The following is a 19,538-nucleotide window of genomic DNA, read 5'->3' as shown; positions in this document are numbered from 1 at the left end:
AAGCGCGCTAGGCCCGCTCAAGCGGAAATGCGATCACCTCATCAATGCGCTCAGCCTTACAAGCCAGCATTGCCAATCGGTCAAAGCCCATTGCCACCCCCACACACTCTGGCAACGATGACATAGCTTTCAATAAATTGCGGTCGATGGGCGGTAATTCTTGATCATTGGCTGCACGGCGGCTGTGGTCATCACGGATTCTTCTGACCAGCTCAGCGCCATCACACAATTCATCGTAGCCATTTGCCAATTCCATGCCGGCGTAAAATCCTTCAAACCGCGCCGCTAGCGCCACCCCATTTGCATCGATTCGGGTTTTCGCCAAGGCGGCCTGCGAGGCCGGAAAGTCGTATACAAAACTGAGCGACTCGCGGTCTAACTGCGGCTCAACCACCGACGACATTAATAGCTGTAACCAAGTATCACGGTCATCGGTATCAAAGTTGACCTCTAAATGTGCAGCGGCACACTGCTTCAACTCTGCCAGCGAGGCTTGATGGGGATTCAGACCACAATGCTGCTCAAATACCTGCTGATAGCTATAAAATTTGCTATCAACTGCGCCTACCACTAAGGCCACAATCGTTGCAACCTCTTCCATTAGCGCTTGCAGCGATAGGCCTGGGCGATACCACTCTAGCATCGTAAATTCGGGGTTATGACGTCGCCCACGCTCACCGCGCCGGAACGCCTTACAAATTTGGTAAATCGGGCCACTCCCCGCCGCCAATAAGCGTTTCATGGCAAATTCAGGCGAGGTCTGCAGGTACATTTGCCCCTCTCCCTCGGGCGAGTTGGTGCAAATAGCTTCAATATTGGGGTCGGTTACTGGCGCTGAGGCCAGCAACGGTGTGTCTACCTCGACGACACCGCGCTCGGCAAAGACCGCACGAACCGCCGCGAGTAACTGAGCGCGGCGACGTAAAGCCGAAAATTCAGCCGTAGGTCGCCACTCAGACATTTAGGATTTAACTCGGTTTTGGTATTCACCAGTCCGAGTATCAACCTTGATGACCTCACCCTCGGTAATAAACAATGGCACCTTCACAACGGCACCCGTGCTCAGGTAAGCGGGTTTAGTACCACCTTGGGCAGTATCCCCTTTTACACCGGGATCTGTTTCAACAATTTCTAACTCAACAAAATTAGGGGGCGTGACTGACAGCGGGTTGCCGTTGTAAAGCGTTACGACACACACATCTTGCTCTTTCAACCAGTTGGAAGCATCACCAACCGCCTTGAGGTCCGCTTGAAATTGCTCAAACGTTTCAGGGTCCATAAAGTGGTAAAACTCACCGTCATTGTATAAATACTCCATACTTTGATCGATGACATCAGCCCCTTCGAGGGACTCGCCCGACTTAAATGTACGCTCCCAAACCCGACCTGAGTTAAGATTACGTAAACGAACGCGATTAAAGGCTTGGCCTTTACCCGGTTTTACAAATTCATTATCCAATATAGAACAAGGCTCGCCGTCGAGCATAACCTTCAGTCCGTTACGAAACTCATTGGTAGAATAATTGGCCATGATTTTCCTCAGCGACAGTGTACATACGTAGTTTAAAAAGGCAGCAATGATACCCTTAAAAGACACATTTTGGCAGAGCGAAAGCTGGCAACAGCAAATGAGCGGCATGATCCGTGACCCAATTCAGCTCTTACATCGCCTTGACCTCAATCCAATTGACCACCCGTTTTCTTCAGATGCAATTCAACAATTTCCGTTGCGGGTAACAGAGGCCTTTGTGGCAAAAATGGCCAAGGGAGACTGGAATGACCCTCTTCTATTACAAGTCATGCCACTACACGCAGAATCTAATGAACATCTTGGCTATGTTAACGACCCCTTAGAGGAGTCGCTCGCCAACCCCGTGCCAGGATTAATCCATAAATATCACGGTCGAGTGTTGCTCATCACCAGTCCCGCCTGCGCCATACACTGCCGCTACTGCTTTCGCCGCAATTTCCCCTACGACGCCAACAACCCAAGTCAGCGCGACTGGAAAAATGCCATAGATTATATTAGTGAGCGCCCAGACATTAGCGAGGTAATACTGAGTGGTGGCGATCCCTTGTCGGCGCCAGATGAGTACCTACAAAAATTGCTGACGCAAATTGCCGCTATTCCCCACGTTACCACGCTGCGCCTTCATACCCGCTTACCGCTGGTATTACCCGCAAGAGTAACCCCAGCGCTTATTGATGTATTGAAAAACAATAGGCTGCGCATAGTCATTGTGATTCATTGCAACCACGCTAACGAAATAGATGAACACACCACGACCGCCTTGGCAGCGCTACACAGTGCAGGCTTCACGCTGTTAAATCAAAGTGTTTTACTTAAAGGAATCAACGACAATGTCGATACATTGGTTGTATTAAGCCTGCGTTTATTTGAGGTGAATGTGATGCCCTATTACTTGCATTTACTTGATAAAGTGCGAGGAGCCGCACATTTTGAGATTGACGAGGAACAGGCAAAATTTCTTATGAACGGTATACTAAGTAGATTACCTGGTTATTTGGTTCCGCGCCTAGTCATCGAAGAGCCTGGCGCGACAAGCAAACGACCGCTTGCACTATCTTGAATTAACGCGTAAAAACATAGACTTAAATCACAAAGCAAATGCAACTCAACATCAAAACTGTGAAGTTCAGGATATTATGAGCAATCACTCAAGCCTTGCCATTGCAACGCCTGACATTACTCGCGACAAGCACAGCCTGTTCGCGCTAAACACCAATGCGGTCAAAGCTTGGCTGGGGAGCTTGCCGCTTGCAAATCTTGGCGAAGCAACCCGCCTTTTATTTCAAGCCTTATCTGAATTAAGCCACACTCAATGCAAGCCCAAGGATCGCTATGAAATTCTTGAGCTCATTCGCCCGCATGTTCATCACATTGTAAAAGGTTTATCGCAGCACTATTTAAATAAGCCAGTTGTGTTACCCGAGAAGACCCAGAAAATCGTCCTTCTCGCAAACACCCTTAACACTCAGCTGGCAACCGGTTACTGTCAGGCATTTCAAAACCTAGAGAATGAAAACCGACTGCTTCGCTCCAAAGATGCCATGGCAAGCTGCCTGCATCGTGCGTTAACCGAACACAGTAGAATTCTGCTTCGCACTTACCAACTCTACCGCTCATCTCATTCTGGGTTTTGGATAACGGCTCATAAAATTTATCAAGCCGCTCTTGCACACAAGACACGCAAGTCAAAGGTGTCAGATAGCGTTTATGGAGATGGCACCGTCCAGCAGGCCTATTTACGACTACTCATGCTTGGCTGCAGTAAAACCCATCAACTACCGCAGCGACAGATAGAAGAAGTCTACGGTGAACTTAATAATTGGGCGGCCTATATCGAGCTCCGAGTCGATAAATTTGAAAGCTGTGTATTTCTATTTAACCCAACGGAAGATGCTTCACCAAGCTACCGCGAACTAATGCAGCGCGCACCCGCTGTAGGCTGGCTTGGCATCAACACCAAGCCGCTACTGTCACAAAGCGGTGGGCTAGCCCGTAGTGTGACACCACGCAAATCCAGCCACACCATCACGCTTAACAAAACAATTATTGACCACCTGAGTATTGCCTGGGACTCGGCAACCTCCCGCACAGCTGAACGCACTCCCTGTAATGACCCCGTACTCGTTACCGTTGGCATGAACACAACCCACTTCTACGTAGCTAATCAGCTTGATTTTCAAAACTTTCAATTTGAACATGATCATAACGAAGACAGTGCTGAGCGTTTTCAGGAGCGTAGAATCAAACAAGCGGGCTCTTGGAACCGAGCTGATGGTAAAGACACCAGAGACAAAGAGACCTCTGTGCCCGTTAATTACATGTCCGATAGCGCAATGGAATCGATTAGCTACAGCCTTCCACAAAGTAGCTCTACCACGGTTAGTCCTGACAGTAAGTATGAATACCTGCGCACACGTATTTTAGACAGCAGTAGCACGGGTTGCCGAGTTGAATGGCCCGAAAGCACCAAACTCCGCATTCGCACCGGCGAATTGGTTGGCCTCAAAACCGACGATTATGACAGCTGGCGTGTTGGCGTGGTTCGCTGGCTACGCAGTGACAATAGCCATCAAATAGGTATTGAAGCCCTCGCATCTGCAGCCACCCCTTACAGCGCGCGTTTAATACAGGCAGGGTTGCCGGTGAATGAATATCAACGAGCCATGCTATTACCCGGCGGTACAATTGCTAAAGGTCCGCTGCTGCTATTATCAGGTGTGGTTGGTATCTCAGAAGGCCATACCGTTGAGCTGTTGCGACCGGGACATGCTATGCGTATTAAATTAGGTGAAATGGTGGAGCAATCAAACGCTTTCAAACTTTTCCGCTTTGAAGATATCGCCAGAAACCCAATTAAAATGGATGTACCCGATGCTGACGAAGTGAATAATGACGACTTCAATCAGCTTTGGGATGCACTGTAGACACCTTAGAGTCATTCAATATTAAACCGATTAACAAGCTACCATGAGCAGCCCAAACACGGCCATTAACATTCTCCTGTTCTGCCTTGCAGACAGTGATGCCGAACAGCTGACTTCTCACTGCCGACGCGGTGGGCGAATTGCTCACACCCTTGGGATTGATACCGGTGAAAAACTCAGTGCGGCCATTGCCAAAAGCGACTGGGATGTTTTGGTATTTGATGCCGAACAAGCCCAGCTTGAAATCCAACGCTGTGGCCACATCTTACGAAAGTACCACAAAGATATTCCCGTTATTTATCTTGGCGAAGGCGACAGCCTAGTGCCGCCAGACCCTTGTGTGGTCGACATAGTCAACAAATATAATATGGCTGAAGTAGCCGGTGTTGCATTCAAAGCCCAATTGGCTCGGCAACTACGTCTTGAACTAGCCACCACCAAAATGGCCTTGGCAGAGGCCGAAGAGCGCAACCAATTACTCTTACACGACCATCAAGATCCCGTTGCCTACATTACCGACGGCATGCTCATTTATGCCAACAAACCATTTTGTGAACAGATGGGTTACGACGACCTTGATGGCTTTCCAGTTGTTGACTTAATTGCCAACAAGGATCAAGACCGATTCAAAAATGTGCTCAAAAAACAACTTAAGAGCAACGAGCATCAACAATTAGAAATCAGTTTTTCACTTGCTAATGACACTGAACTGAAAACACAAATCCATTTTGACAGCGCCCATTATGACGGCGAAGAATGCACCCAAATCACCGTGCATAAGCCCAGTGACAACAACGTTATAAATGGTATCGACAATACAACGCGAATGAGCAGCAAGCATCACTTTATTGCTCAGTTACAAGAGTTTGTAGACAACGAGCGAAACAGCAATTCGTCCTTAATATTAATATCCGTCGACCACTTTCATAAATTACGTAAAGACACCAGTCTCTTAAATGTTGAACTGCTCATTGAGGCCGTCGCCAATTTAGTACGCAGCCATTTACCAGCGCAATTCTACGGACGCGTGGCGGACGACATGATCACCGCTATCGCCCATCATGTTGCCAGTGACACAGCCCTTGAAATGACACTGGAACTAGTTAAAGCAATAGAGGCAGAAATATTCGAACTACACAAGCAATCCCTCCAATGCACCGTTAGCATTGCGGTTTTGCCGATTAACCACCTAACTCCGCCCAAGGCTTCCTTTCTGTTAGACACGGTGTTTCACGGCGTAGACAAGACGAGCGAAGAAGGCGGTAATAATGCGGAGATCTGCCGTCGCGATCGCCAGCAACTCGATCGCAATAATTCAGCCGGCAATATTTTGACTGAATCAATGGCAAACAATCGCTTAAGTTTATTGTTTCAGCCCTTGGTCAACCTTGGCGCTGCAAATGGCGACCACTACGAGGCAACACTGCATATCAAAAACTGGGAAGAAGGCGAGATTAGCGCGGGAGAAATATTACGGGCAGTAGAGCGCACCCCAGAAAACACACAACTTGATCACTGGATTGTGGTAGAAGCTACCAAACAATTAGCCAAGGAGCGCCTTGCTGGTCAAGACATCAAGCTCATCATAAATCTCAGTGGCAACGTGTTTCACGACCCCGAGTTTTGCGCATGGTTAAGTGTCGCCTTTAAAGCCGCAGGCTTACCGCCATCCTCGGTTATTTTGCAGTTCAGTGAAGAAAGCATCGCTGACGCCTTAAAGCCGGCGTTAAATTTTTCAGCACAACTGCAAAAACTGGGGTCATCTCTTGCCGTTAGAAACTTCGGTCGCGCCAAAAAGGGCAATAAATTCTTAAGTCACATACAGCCTGCTGTCGTCAAACCGGGTTATAGAGCCAGTGACGCTCCCACAGACCAGCATATAAAGGACATGGTTCAGCAAGCTCGACAACTCAATAGCCAGATCATCATTCCCAATGTGGGAAGCGCAGCAACGCTAGCCATGTTATGGCAGCTAAACCCTGACTTCATTCAAGGCAGCTACGTTAATGAGCCCATGCCAACGATGAATTATGAATTTGCCGCCTTTGGCTAAGACGGTTATTTCCCCGTTAAACGATCACTAATTCCCAATAAATACAGAATGCCGTCTAAGCCTAAGGTAGAGATTGACTGCTTGGCATTTTCACGAACAATGGGCTTAGCCCTAAAAGCAATGCCTAGCCCTGCTATACTGAGCATAGGTAAATCGTTAGCACCATCGCCAACCGCAATAACCTGCTCCATATCCAGACCTTCTCTTTGGGCAATCTCACGCAGTAACTCCGCCTTGCGCTTACCGTCAACGACAATACCTTCCACTTCACCGGTCACCTGGCCATTGCGAATAACCAATTCATTTGCATGAACATAATCAATGCCAAGCTTTCGCTGTAGATACTGGCCAAAGTAGGTGAAACCGCCTGACAATATGGCCGTTTTATAGCCAAGCTGCTTTAAGGTTGACACCAAGTTTTCTGCGCCCTCGGTGATCCGCAAGCTTTGCGCAATGCCTTCTAATACCGACTCATCCAAGCCTTTTAACAATGCCACCCTAGCCTTAAAACTCTCGGTAAAGTCGATCTCGCCGCGCATTGCCCGCTCAGTGATTTCTACGACTTGCTCGCCCACGCCTGCGGCAATCGCAAGTTCATCAATCACCTCAGCTTCTATCAGGGTTGAGTCCATATCAAACGCCACCAGACGACGGGTGCGGCGAAACATATTGTCCTCTTGGTAAGCGATATCTATGTCCATCTCACTGGCCAAGTGCAAAAGCTCACGGCGAAAGTCCGTTGCATCCGGCAAATTACCGCGCACTGACAACTCTACAGAGGCTTTTGATTGTTGCGCCACACCCTCTAGTGGCACGCGCCCTGATAAACGATCTATGCGATCGATATTGAGTGAATAACGCGACACAATATCAGTGACACCGGCAATATGCCGCGCAGTAATTTTACGCGCTAACAGCGTCACGATATGGCGCTGCTTACCCTGCCCCGACACCCACTGATTATAACTTTCAGGACTCACAGGTAAAAAACGCACCTGCATACCCATTTCATGGGTTCGAAACAAAATATCCTTTAGAATACTGGCCGCCTCTGCACCCGCAGGCACTTCCACTAGCAAACCTAAGGTCAGATTATCGTGTATCACCGCTTGGCCAATATCCAAGATATTCACCTGATGATCCGCCAGTATACTGGTGATTGTACTTGTCACACCGGGCCGATCATCGCCCGCAATATTGATCAATATAATATCGTTCACACCACCCCCCTACTGCAATCTGCATATTGTAGCGGCAGACGTGACTCCACCCAAGCACCACAACCTTGATATACTCCCGAAATAAAGAAGCCCCGCCTTCCAAATGGAAAGTACATAATGCTCAAGCAGCTCCTTAAATTACCTTTATCAGCGAAGTTCGGCCTGATTACCGCCCTAATATGCGCGGTCGCCGGCATGACTCTACTATTAACTAGCATGACGGCTAGTAAGCAAATTCTCTTAGAAACGACGCATTTAATTGGCCAGCAATGGACCAACCAACTTGCCTCTCAAAGCCAACAGGCTCTTTTACGCAATGATAAAGTCAGTTTGCAGGCTATTTTACAGGACTATATCAATAGTCCCCTCATTGTTTATGGCAGTATCGCCAATGCCCGTGATGAGACCGTGGCTGAAACCGGACACTGGCGTGTAGAAAACCTTAACTATGAAGCACCGGTTGCTGCCGATGGCCGCCTAGGCTTGGTAAAACTATCGCTGAGCCGTGAGCTTATTGGTGATGAGATACGCGATCTTGGTAAAACCCTACTGATTCTCACCTGTTTGTTAGCCTGCTTTAGCTACGCCATTATTGCTGTACCCATGCGGCGCATTGAAGGCTTACTGGAACTCGCCCGTCGACGTCTTGCGCAGCCGCTGCGTAACGATCAAAGTCTGTATCCTGGAGAAGATAGCTTAGGGCAGTTGCTGGAAGAAATTCATAATCCGCAAATTCGCCTGAGTAAACTCGGTAAAAACCGTTTTAAAGATTATTATATTTTGCATTGCCATTGGCAGGCATACGACGCGCTGCGAGCGCAAATGGCTCCGGATAGTTTTCGAGAACACTTGCGAACCAGCTACGCGCGAGGTGAAGCCATTGCCAAGCTGTATCATGCCGATATTGTGGTACACCGACACAACGCGATTAGCTTGCGCTTTTTTGATGTTAACGGCACCGACCACCCCTTGTTTCGTGCCTTGTGTTGCGCTGAATTATTCCAACGCCTAGACAAAGTACTACGAGCCAGAGCCGGTATCGCGCATATTCACGGTGAAGGTGATCACTGGGAGTGTGCCGCAAAAGAATGCGCTGCTGTCGATCAATTACACACCGCCACCATTGAAGGCAAAGGAACATGGCTAGATAACAGCAGCCGCAACAATGAGCGGATAGATGCTTGGGTTGATATTAGGGGAAATCATATCAGTGCCATGAAATCACCCTATAGTGACCTTTTGGAAAGGCAGCAAACCCAACTCAAAAAATTAACCCTAGAATCCTTTAAACAAGAAGCCGCCAAACAACAAACTGAATAATGATCACCGAGTTATGAAAAGAGTGCAGCCTGTCTTGGCGACACTCTTTCAGCCCTAGCGTTATGCACTATTTACAGTTATTTACCTGCAGCAATAGTCTGCAGGGCATCGACTTTTTGAAAACCACGCGGCAATTTATGCCCTCGTCGTCCACGCTCGCCCAAATAGTGTTCTAACTCAGAAAATTTCAGCGATAAGTGCCGCTTACCTGATATCACCTTCAGCGTATCGCGCTCAGAGAATATGGCCACCGCGGTTACATACTCTTCTCTATTAGCTACTCTCGCTGATGGAATTCCTATCATTTTATTGCCTTTACCACGGGGCATTAACGGTAAGTCACCAACTGGGAAGATTAACATCCGCCCTTCAGTGGTCACCGCCACAACATGACTCGAAGCCATATCAGCGATAGCGACAGGAGGCAGCACCAACGCTCCTTTTGGTAAAGTTAACGCTGCTTTACCGGCCTTATTCTTACTTTGCAAGTCTGACAGTTTAGCGATAAATCCGTAACCAGCATCAGATGCCAGCAAATAATGGCCCTCATCGCTTCCCATCATCATTCCCATAAAGCCCACGCCTGACGGAGGGTTAATCCGCCCCGTTAAGGGCTCACCTTGCCCCCGCGCAGAAGGTAGGGTATGTGCCGCTACCGTGTAGGTACGGCCGGTACTATCGAGAATAATAACGGGCTGGTTACTTTTACCTCGGGCCGATAATTTGTAGCGATCGCCGGCTTTATAACTCAAACTAAGCGGGTCTATTTCGTGGCCTTTACCTGAGCGAATCCAGCCCATTTCCGACAAAATAACGGTTACCGGCTCTGCCGCCACAATATCTTCTTCAGAAAATGCCCGTGCCTCTTCTCTTGCCACCAAGGGCGAGCGGCGATCATCACCAAACTCTTCTGCAGCGGCCAATAACTCTTTGCGCACCAATGTTTTCATTCGACGCGTTGACCCCAAGGTCAACTCTAAATTATCACGCTCTGCAGCAAGCTCATCTTGCTCACCGCGAATCTTCATTTCTTCAAGCTTAGCAAGATGGCGGAGCTTTAACTCCAACACCGCCTCAGCTTGGGTGTCGGTAATACCAAAACGCGACATCAATACAGGCTTAGGCTGATCTTCTTCACGAATAATGGCTATTACTTCATCAATGTTCAAAAAAGCGATTAATAAAGCATCTAAAATATGCAGACGCTTAAGCACCTTGTCTAATCGAAATTCTAAACGGCGGCGAGTGGTGGCTGTACGAATTTCCAACCATTCCGTTAGAATTTTATCCAAGCCTTTAACTTGTGGGCGGCCATCCAGTCCGATCACATTCATATTGACCCGATAACTACGCTCTAGGTCTGTGGTCGCAAACAGGTGGTTCATTACCGCCTGCTTATCTACCCTGTTAGAGCGTGGAATAACGACGAGCCGCGTTGGATTCTCGTGATCAGACTCATCACGTAAATCCACCACCATGGGTAGTTTTTTGGCCTGCATTTGCTGCGCAATTTGCTCCAAAACCTTAGAGCCAGAAGCTTGATGCGGCAAGGAGGTAATCACAATATCCTCGCCCTCATCTTGCCATAGCGCGCGCATTCGCAAAGAACCACGGCCACTTTCATACATTTTTCGCAAATCTTCTGCCGGGGTAATAATTTCCGCATCAGTTGGGAAATCCGGCCCCTTTACGTGCTCACATAATGCGGCAATACTGGCATTTGGTTCATCAAGTAAATGGATACAAGCGCTCACCACCTCTCTCAAGTTGTGAGGAGGTATATCTGTGGCCATACCCACCGCAATGCCAGTTGTACCATTTAAAAGAATATTAGGCACTCTAGCCGGCAAAGTTGCCGGCTCATCCATTTGGCCATCAAAATTAGGGACCCAATCAACAGTGCCCTGCCCAAGCTCACTCAGCAATACTTCTGCGTACTTAGTCAGTTTAGATTCGGTATAACGCATTGCAGCGAAGGATTTTGGGTCATCCGGTGAACCCCAGTTGCCCTGACCGTCAATCAGCGGATAACGGTAGGAGAAGCTCTGTGACATTAACACCATTGCTTCATAAACGGCGCTATCACCATGGGGGTGGAATTTACCAATAACATCTCCCACCGTGCGTGCAGACTTTTTATGCTTGGCATTTGATTTAAGCCCGAGCTCACTCATGGCGTATACAATCCGGCGCTGTACCGGTTTAAGTCCATCGGCAATATTCGGCAAGGCACGGTCTAAAATGACGTACATGGAATAATCCAAATACGCTTTTTCAGTGTAGCTCTTTAGTGGTATTTGCTCGACACCATCGGCGCCAATCACAATAGTTTCTGACATATTTTAGTATTCAATCCTTTTCAATAATCACTTAACCACAGCACTTCATCATTTACTACGGAACACCTAGCGCTCTAAGGGTAATTACGAAGACCCACTTCCCCTAACCCTCCGTATACTTATTTCACGTTAAGAGGAGAGCCGACATGACTGCGCAAAAAATAGTAAGCCTATCAGAATATCGCCAAGATACGCAGCAAATGCACATTGACGACATTAGCGCACAAGCCTTTTTGTTTCTACAAGAACAAGCTCAAGAACTCGACCTTCCTATGCGCAAATTGTTAAAAGAGCACTTACTAGGAATTGCCTGCGTGGTAAAAGCGGTTGAAGGGCTAGACGAAGCCCAAAACTGGCTCGCTGTCATTAGCGATGAAATCACTAGTACCGGCGAACATCACTAACCGTCACTACTGTGCGGTGATTTTCTTTTCACCGCAACGTTCACATACAAACACGGTCACCAACTTCCCCTGCTTTACATCAAATTGTTTTGCCTTATCAACCCGCCACTTATGAAAGCCTTCTCGACATAAGGTAGTACTTGCCTTTGGCTTGACTGACTTTCGCTTGAAGGGCAGTACATCACCCATAGCCACTCTCCTATCATATTCACCGCGACACGCTACCCCTGTACGGCAATCCCGATTACTATACGCGCCTTAACAATACTGTGCGATAACTGGGTGCAAAGAGAGGGGTTTATGGAAATCAGCCGTAATAAAGTCGTTTCATTCCATTATGAATTACGAAATAAGGAGGGCACCATACTGGAAGACAATTTCAACGATACCCCATCTTTGTATATGCATGGCGCCGACAACATTATAAGCGGACTAGAAAACGCGATGACGGGCCATTCTGTAGGTGATGAATTTGAAGTTACACTTGCGGCCAAAGATGCCTACGGTGAAATAGAACCAAACAAAACCGAGCGTATTCCTGCTAAATATCTCAAACACGAAGGAAAATTAAAACTTGGCCAAGCAGTGCGTTTCAATACCGACAAAGGTATGCGCAACGCAACAGTTATAAAAGTGGGTAAATTTTCTGTCGGCGTAGACCTGAATCACCCTTTAGCGGGACAATCCCTCAGTTTTAAAATATTGATCAAGNATATCCGCGACGCCACTGATGAAGAAATTCGTCATCGTCATGCCCACGGTGAAGGTGGTCATCAACACTAAACGCTTCTATCGTTTAACTGTGACCCCCATACACTCTGGCAAGACTGTAAATATAATTTTTCAATCAGTAAGGAGTCATTTCATTAGGCGAAAAAAAACCCCGCATAACGGGGTTTTAAAACCAGAGATCAAGCCGCTTATTCAGCGCTTGGCTCACTAGCTTCTTCCACAACAGCTTCGGCACTATCTGCAACAGCTTCTTTAATAGACAACTTGATACGACCACGCGCATCTACATCCAGTACTTTCACTTGCACGTCTTGACCTTCGGTCAAGTAATCACTGACCTTCTCAACACGCTCATCAGAAATCTGAGAGATGTGAACAAGACCATCTTTACCTGGCAGTATGGTTACAAACGCACCGAAATCAACAATACGAGCCACTTTACCCGTGTAGAGCGCACCCACTTCGGCTTCTGCAGTGATTGCTAAAATGCGATTTACAGCGTCATCACGAGATGCCGCATCAGAACCGTAAACACGTACCGTACCGTCATCTTCGATGTCGATCTGTGCACCTGTTTCTTCGGTCATACTGCGGATAGTTGCGCCACCCTTACCAATGATGTCACGGATTTTATCAGCATCGATTTTCATTACATGCATGCTTGGCGCATTATCAGACACACCGCTACGCGATGTTGCTAATACTTGGTTCATCTGACCAAGAATATGCAAACGCGCTTGCTGAGCTTGCTCAAGTGCAACTTCCATGATTTTCTGGGTGATGCCTTCGATTTTAATATCCATCTGCAAGGCAGTTACACCATCAGCAGTACCGGCAACTTTAAAGTCCATATCACCCAAGTGATCTTCATCACCAAGGATGTCAGTTAAAACAGCGAAGCGTTCGCCTTCTTTAACTAGACCCATAGCGATACCAGCAACTGGAGCTTTTAGCGGCACACCGGCATCCATCAAAGACAGGCTGCCAACACATACCGATGCCATTGAGCTAGAACCGTTTGATTCAGTAATCTCTGAAACAACACGAATCGTATACGGAAACTCTTCTGGGGTTGGTAAAACCGCTTCCAAACTGCGGCGCGCTAAACGGCCATGACCTATTTCGCGACGGCCTGTGCTGCCCATACGACCACACTCACCTACCGAGTAAGGAGGGAAGTTATAGTGCAGCATAAAGTTATCTTTAAACTCGCCTTCTAATGCATCAATAAACTGTGCATCACGGGTTGTTCCTAACGTAGCAACACCAATAGCCTGCGTTTCACCACGGGTAAATAAAGATGAACCATGCGCTTTACCAAGCACACCAACTTCAACGTTAATTGGGCGAACAGTACGACCATCACGTCCATCGATACGTGGCTCACCATTCAAAATACGCTGACGAACAATTTGCTTTTCTAACTTTGCAAATACACCGCGAACATCATCGGCGCTGTATAAAGCATCATCGCCAGTCGTCAATTCTGCAATGGCCTGATTGCGTATCTCGCCTACTTTCGCGTAGCGTTCCATTTTATCTGTAATGCGGTACGCATCACCTAAACCGGCTTTATAACCGTCGGCTACGGCACCTAATAATGCGGTATTTTCTTCAGCTGGCTGCCAGTCCCAAGACGGCTTACCAACTTCTGATGCCAATTCTTTAATCGCCTGAACAGCGGCTTGCATTTCTTGGTGAGCATAAAGCACCGCACCCAGCATTTGATCTTCAGTCAGCTGTTGTGCTTCTGACTCAACCATCAAAACTGCGTCTTGGGTGCCAGCAACGACCATGTCCAGCAAACTTGCGTTTAGCTGCTCATAGCTTGGATTTAAAATGTAGCCGTCTTCTGCGGTAAAACCAACGCGAGCTGCACCCACTGGACCAGCAAAAGGAACGCCAGACACTGCCAAAGCAGCAGACGTACCAATTAAGGCCGCAATATCTGGATCATTTTTCTTATCGGCAGACATTACAGTACAAATTACCTGTACTTCATTCTGAAAGCCTTTTGGAAATAATGGTCGAATAGGACGGTCAATTAAGCGAGACGTTAATGTCTCTTTTTCTGACGGACGCGCTTCGCGCTTAAAGAAACCACCAGGAATTTTGCCCACTGCATAAGTGCGCTCTTGGTAGTGAACAGATAGCGGAAAAAAGTCCTGGCCGGGCTTGGCAGATTTTGCCGCCACAACGGTACACAGCACTTGAGTTTCATCGATAGTAACCAATACCGCACCAGTTGCTTGTCTCGCAATACGGCCGGTTTCCAAAGTGACGGTTTGGCCGCCCCACTGGAATGTTTTAGTAACGGGATTCACGGAGTAATTCCTCCCAAATAAGGGTTATATAAAGTAATAAAGGGGCCGCTAAGGCCCCCTCACTTATTCTTGTTTTAACGACGCAGACCTAAACTCTTAATCAATTTGATGTAACGCTCTTGGTCTTTGCGCTTCAAGTAATCCAGTAATTTACGACGCTGGTTTACCATACGAATCAAACCACGACGTGAGTGGTGATCCTTTTTGTGGCCTTCAAAGTGGCCCTGTAGCTTATTGATGTTTACCGTTAGCAAAGCAACTTGCACTTCTGGAGAACCAGTATCGCCTTCAGCAGTTTGATACTCTTTAACAACATCAGCTTTCTCAACAGCAGATAATGCCATTTTCTTCTTCCTCATTACGAATATGCGTTTATAAATCGAGCCTGACCGTGCATATTTACAGTTAGGTTCGGAAGGAATAGCCCAGTGCTACTACCTTCTTTCCTTACCACCAGTATTTTGGCAGTAAATTAGCCGCGTATTATCCCATAGTTGAGAGCAAACGACGAGGAGTAACGCGACCATCGTCTAAAATTTCACCAATTCCTAAAAATTTCTGGTCTTCAGCCAGTAATACAGCCAGACCCGATGTTGGTGCGCCGGATACTTGCACCGGCTGACCTTGCAGCAGATAGTAAGCTGCGGTATCACCCAAGATAACCTGAGGCATATGTCCAAGCGCATCGGTTATTGGCAATAACAGGGCATCAAGACCATCAAAATCCTCTGCATCACGCAAGGTTTGTAACTGTGCGGTCTCAACAGCTTGCGCCTCTACAAATGGACCGGCCTGCAAACGTCTTAAGCTTGAGACATGCGCCCCGCATCCAAGCGCCGCACCTAAATCCTCAGCCAAGGAACGAATATAAGTCCCCTTGCTGCAGCGTACACGCACCACAGCAACGGCTAAGACGCCGGGCGTGAAAGACTCTAACTCAAACTCATGAATAGTCACCGGGCGAGCAGGCCGCTCCACCGTAATCCCCTGCCTAGCCAGCTCGTATAACGGTTTACCGTCACGTTTCAGCGCAGAGTACATCGGAGGTACCTGTAAAATATCACCACGTAATTTTGCTACTTCAGCCTCAAGCGCTTCCGAAGCTAAATGCGATGCATCGACTGTTGTTAATACCGCGCCTTCCGCATCACCCGTTTCCGTTTGCTGCCCAAAGACAAAGTGGCTACGATATTCTTTGTCTGCATCTAACAGAAATTGCGAGAATTTAGTCGCCTCGCCAAAACAGATAGGCAACACACCCGTAGCTAGCGGGTCTAGCGCACCAGTATGCCCAGCCTTACTTGCATTATAGATTGCTCGAGTAGTAACCATTGCGCCGCTAGAAGAACGGCCAGGAGGCTTATCTAATACTAAAATACCGTTAACTGACCGGCCTTTACGACGTCTTGCCAAAGCAATTATTCTCCGTCGTCATCTACGTGACGACTTCGGTCAGCCTCAACGGCATCCTGAATAAGCTTGCTGATATGCTGACCACGATTTACGCTCGTATCGTAATAAAAACGCAATTGCGGAGTGGTTCGTGCATTGTTAATTCTAGCAACTTGGCTGCGTAAAAAGCCTGCCGCCTTATTCAAAACCGCCAATGATTCTTGTGCTTCTTCGGCACTATCTTTACCCATGACTGTCACGTAAATCTTAGCGTGACTCAAGTCACGACTGACCTGCGCATCGATAACAGAAACCATGCCAAGACGCGGATCCCTAAGCTCCTTTTGAATGAAACCACCCAACTCTCGCTTTAAGAAATCCGCAATTCGTGCTGTCCGACTAAACTCTTTCAATTGGCTTACTACTCCGCTACGTCAGCCATTAAAGGCTGCGCGCAATTTCCTTCACTTCATACACTTCGATTTTGTCACCAGGGCGTACGTCTTTGTAATTTTTGACGCCGATACCACATTCCATGCCATTTTTAACTTCGTTGGCGTCATCTTTAAAGCGGCGCAAAGACTCTAGCTCGCCCTCATAGATAACTACATCTTCACGAAGAACACGGATACGTTTACTGCGATAAACCGTACCCTCAATGACCATACAACCGGCAATATCACCAAACTTAGGCGAGCGGAAGACATCTCGAACCTCAGCAACACCCACGATTTCCTCACGCATCTCTGGGCTTAACATCCCCGTTAATGCTGCGGTGACATCGTCAATTACGTCATAAATAACACTGTAGTAACGAAGGTCAACGCCCTCGCTTTCAGCCACTTTACGCGCACTAGAATCAGCCCGAACGTTGAAGCCGAACATAACCGCACCAGAAGTCAGCGCAAGGTTTACGTCGGTCTCAGTAATACCGCCGACACCGGCTGAGACAATATTAACACTCACTTCTTCGTTGCCGATATCCATCAGCGAAGCCTGTAGGGCTTCCAAAGAACCTCGAACATCGGTCTTCAAAACAACATTTAGTATGCGACGTTCTGCCGACTCCATACTTTCAAACATGCGATCCAGCTTCGCAGCTTGCTGACGCTTAATACGCTGTTCACGATCTCGAACTTGGCGGAAGTCAGCCACTTCACGTGCGCGCTTATCATTTTCGACAACAACAAAGCTATCACCCGCATCAGGCGTACCATCAAGACCCAATATTTCTACCGGTATAGACGGGCCAGCCTCTTTAACTGGCTTGCCATTTTCGTCGAGCATAGCCCTAACGCGACCAGAACATTGGCCAGCCAAAACGATATCACCTTGACGCAAAGTACCGCTCTGAATCAGCAATGATGCAACTGCACCACGCCCTTTATCTAAGCGAGACTCGATAACCAAACCTTGTGCAGGTAAATCAGCCGCGGCTTTCAACTCTAATAATTCGGCCTGTAACAACACCGCATCTAGCAGTTGATCGATACCTTCACCAGTATGCGCGGAGACATGCACAAACTGAGTATCACCACCCCATTCTTCAGAAATAACATCCTTTGCAGAAAGCTCATTCTTAACGCGATCAGGGTCCGCGCCTTCTTTATCCATTTTATTCACAGCGACAACTAACGGCACACCTGCCGCCTTAGCATGGGTTACCGCTTCTTCTGTCTGTGGCATCACACCATCATCGGCCGCTACAACCAATATAACGATATCTGTACTTTTCGCTCCACGCGCACGCATTTGTGTAAATGCTGCGTGACCCGGCGTATCCAAGAAGGTAATCATGCCGTGACCAGTTTCTACATGGTAAGCACCGATATGCTGGGTAATTCCACCCGCTTCGCCACTGGCAACCTTAGTTTTACGAATATAATCAAGTAGCGAGGTCTTACCGTGGTCAACATGACCCATAACCGTCACCACAGGCGCACGGGCATCCATTGTGCCTTTACCGTGCTCGCCCAAGGTCACTTCCAGGGCTTCCTCAACGGCATCCTCAGAAACCAACTTAACGGTGTGACCCATTTCCTCGACCACAAGCTGCGCGGTTTCCTGATCAATCGGCTGATTAATGGTAACCATCAAACCCATTTTGATCATTTCTTTAATAACTTCCGCGGCCTTTACTTTCATCTGCTGCGCAAGTTCTGCCGCTGTACTCGTTTCACCAATATTAACGGCGTAAACTATCTTGTCAGTTGGCGCTTGGAATGCATGACGCTGCGCATCATCTGGCAACTTCAAGGTTTTCTTCTTACGACGACCACCAAAAGAGCCAGCACCATCTAAATCATCACGCTTATTTCCACGCGATTTACCACCCTTACGACGTGGGCGATCATCATCTGTATTCGCTGCAGGGGCTGCACGACGGTGATGGCGCGGCGCAGGTTTTTCACTAGCCTCACTACCACCTTCTTTTTTACCAGCCGGGGCTGGTGTTGCTGCAGGAGCTTTCGCCGCCTTCGCCTTCGCTTTGCGCTGCTCTTCTTCGCGCTTTTTATCCGCTAGTGCTTCAGCCCGACGCTCCTGAACACGCTTCTCTTCTTCTTTACGTCGCAAAATAGCGCGCTGACGAAGTATTTCAGGATCGACATCTAATACATCTTCAACCACTTCTCGGTATTCGTCGGTTTTATTTGCAGGGGTCGGCGCGGCAATAGGCGCTTTAACGGGCTCAGTCTCTGGTGCCACTTCTTCTGCTACTGGCTCTGGCTCTGGTTCTGGCTCAGGCGCCACTTCTTCAGCAACAGGCGCTGCTTTAGGCTCAGTCTCTTCAACCACCGGTTCTGGCTCAGGTGCAACTTCATTGACTTCAGTAGACTCTGTAACACGCTCTACTTCAGGCGTAGACTCAACCACTGCCGCAACGTCTGCCACCTCGTTATTGGGTGCATCTTCTTTAATATCTACAGCTTCTGCACGAGCCTGCTCTTCAGCCGCAGCTTCCGCAGCCATCTCGGCAGGGTCTCGTTTTATATAAGTCCGTTTTTTACGGACTTCGATATTAACGGTTTTCTTACCCGCACCCGAACCCGTTTTAAGGGTGCTGAGCGTCTTACGCTTTAAGGTAATCTTTTTCGGTGCCTCGGCTGATTCTCCGTGACTCCGCTTTAAGAAGGTCAACAGTGTTTGCTTGTCTTCATCGGACACAACTTGCCCAGCAGCGCTGTGCGATAGCCCCGCCTCTTTCATTTGTCGCAATAATCGCTCTACTGGCGCGCCAACGACTTCGGCAAGCTGGCTCACGGTAACTTCAGCCATTCATCATTCTCCTAAACTGTACG

16 protein-coding genes are annotated in these 19,538 nt (G+C 48.0%); 6 read left to right on the top strand and 10 right to left on the bottom strand.

All coding sequences use genetic code 11. The annotated features are described in order from the left end of the window. Positions 1–7: 7 nt before the first annotated feature. Together epmA and efp are read right to left on the bottom strand one after the other, a co-directional pair. On the bottom strand, positions 8–961 hold the full coding sequence (gene epmA, locus AELLOGFF_RS01755) for an EF-P lysine aminoacylase EpmA (RefSeq protein ID WP_159267051.1): 954 nt from the start codon (positions 959–961) through the stop codon (positions 8–10). Then, a complete protein-coding gene (gene efp / locus AELLOGFF_RS01750) occupies positions 962–1,531 on the bottom strand; it encodes an elongation factor P (RefSeq protein ID WP_159267050.1) in 570 nt (189 codons plus the stop codon). A gap of 46 nt (positions 1,532–1,577) precedes the next feature. On the opposite strand from efp, the gene epmB reads away from it, so the two are divergent. The 3 genes from epmB to AELLOGFF_RS01735 all read left to right on the top strand — a co-directional run bounded on the left by epmB (position 1,578) and on the right by AELLOGFF_RS01735 (position 6,508). After that, positions 1,578–2,591 (top strand): EF-P beta-lysylation protein EpmB, encoded by a 1,014-nt coding sequence (gene epmB, locus AELLOGFF_RS01745; protein WP_159267049.1) that lies wholly within the window; start codon positions 1,578–1,580, stop codon positions 2,589–2,591. A gap of 76 nt (positions 2,592–2,667) precedes the next feature. Then, positions 2,668–4,455, top strand: a complete 1,788-nt coding sequence (locus AELLOGFF_RS01740; RefSeq protein WP_159267048.1) for a hypothetical protein — start codon at positions 2,668–2,670, stop codon at positions 4,453–4,455. Positions 4,456–4,498: 43 nt separating this feature from the next. Then, the gene (locus tag AELLOGFF_RS01735) at positions 4,499–6,508 is read left to right on the top strand and encodes a sensor domain-containing phosphodiesterase (protein ID WP_159267047.1); all 2,010 of its coding nucleotides are present in this window, start codon (positions 4,499–4,501) and stop codon (positions 6,506–6,508) included. A gap of 5 nt (positions 6,509–6,513) precedes the next feature. Here the strand turns inward: AELLOGFF_RS01735 and serB are convergent, their stop codons facing one another. Continuing rightward, positions 6,514–7,728: a phosphoserine phosphatase SerB gene (gene serB, locus AELLOGFF_RS01730; RefSeq protein WP_159267046.1), complete on the bottom strand. Its 1,215-nt coding sequence runs from the start codon at positions 7,726–7,728 to the stop codon at positions 6,514–6,516. A gap of 117 nt (positions 7,729–7,845) precedes the next feature. On the opposite strand from serB, the gene AELLOGFF_RS01725 reads away from it, so the two are divergent. Beyond that, positions 7,846–9,048, top strand: a complete 1,203-nt coding sequence (locus AELLOGFF_RS01725; RefSeq protein ID WP_159267045.1) for a hypothetical protein — start codon at positions 7,846–7,848, stop codon at positions 9,046–9,048. A gap of 77 nt (positions 9,049–9,125) precedes the next feature. Here AELLOGFF_RS01725 and parC read toward each other — a convergent pair whose 3' ends face one another. Then, positions 9,126–11,387, bottom strand: coding sequence for a DNA topoisomerase IV subunit A (gene parC / locus AELLOGFF_RS01720; protein WP_159267044.1), 2,262 nt, complete (start codon positions 11,385–11,387; stop codon positions 9,126–9,128). A 146-nt stretch (positions 11,388–11,533) separates the two neighbouring features. On the opposite strand from parC, the gene AELLOGFF_RS01715 reads away from it, so the two are divergent. Further along, a complete protein-coding gene (locus AELLOGFF_RS01715; protein WP_159267043.1) occupies positions 11,534–11,791 on the top strand; it encodes a hypothetical protein in 258 nt (85 codons plus the stop codon). 6 nt (positions 11,792–11,797) lie between these two features. On the opposite strand, the gene AELLOGFF_RS01710 is transcribed toward AELLOGFF_RS01715, so the two are convergent. After that, positions 11,798–11,980 carry a hypothetical protein gene (locus AELLOGFF_RS01710; protein WP_159267042.1) on the bottom strand — a complete coding sequence of 61 codons (183 nt, stop codon included), beginning with the start codon at positions 11,978–11,980 and terminating at the stop codon, positions 11,798–11,800. Between the two features lie 111 nt (positions 11,981–12,091). Here AELLOGFF_RS01710 and AELLOGFF_RS01705 point away from each other — a divergent pair, with 111 nt between their 5' ends. Then, positions 12,092–12,574 (top strand): FKBP-type peptidyl-prolyl cis-trans isomerase, encoded by a 483-nt coding sequence (locus AELLOGFF_RS01705; protein ID WP_159267041.1) that lies wholly within the window; start codon positions 12,092–12,094, stop codon positions 12,572–12,574. Positions 12,575–12,711: 137 nt separating this feature from the next. Here AELLOGFF_RS01705 and pnp read toward each other — a convergent pair whose 3' ends face one another. From pnp to infB, 5 genes are all read right to left on the bottom strand, one after another. Further along, on the bottom strand, positions 12,712–14,847 hold the full coding sequence (gene pnp, locus AELLOGFF_RS01700) for a polyribonucleotide nucleotidyltransferase (RefSeq protein WP_159267040.1): 2,136 nt from the start codon (positions 14,845–14,847) through the stop codon (positions 12,712–12,714). 74 nt (positions 14,848–14,921) lie between these two features. Then, positions 14,922–15,191 (bottom strand): 30S ribosomal protein S15, encoded by a 270-nt coding sequence (gene rpsO, locus AELLOGFF_RS01695; protein ID WP_159267039.1) that lies wholly within the window; start codon positions 15,189–15,191, stop codon positions 14,922–14,924. Between the two features lie 139 nt (positions 15,192–15,330). Beyond that, a complete protein-coding gene (gene truB / locus AELLOGFF_RS01690) occupies positions 15,331–16,260 on the bottom strand; it encodes a tRNA pseudouridine(55) synthase TruB (protein ID WP_159267038.1) in 930 nt (309 codons plus the stop codon). A 5-nt stretch (positions 16,261–16,265) separates the two neighbouring features. Next, complete coding sequence (gene rbfA, locus AELLOGFF_RS01685; RefSeq protein WP_159267037.1) at positions 16,266–16,652, bottom strand: 30S ribosome-binding factor RbfA; 387 nt, start codon at positions 16,650–16,652, stop codon at positions 16,266–16,268. Between the two features lie 28 nt (positions 16,653–16,680). Continuing rightward, positions 16,681–19,515 (bottom strand): translation initiation factor IF-2, encoded by a 2,835-nt coding sequence (infB, locus tag AELLOGFF_RS01680; RefSeq protein ID WP_159267036.1) that lies wholly within the window; start codon positions 19,513–19,515, stop codon positions 16,681–16,683. Positions 19,516–19,538: the final 23 nt, after the last annotated feature.

The organism is Zhongshania aliphaticivorans, from assembly GCF_902705875.1.
GTDB lineage: Bacteria > Pseudomonadota > Gammaproteobacteria > Pseudomonadales > Spongiibacteraceae > Spongiibacter > Spongiibacter aliphaticivorans_A.
Note: the sequence above shows the minus strand (reverse complement) of the source record. Positions and strands in the feature narration are given on the sequence as shown.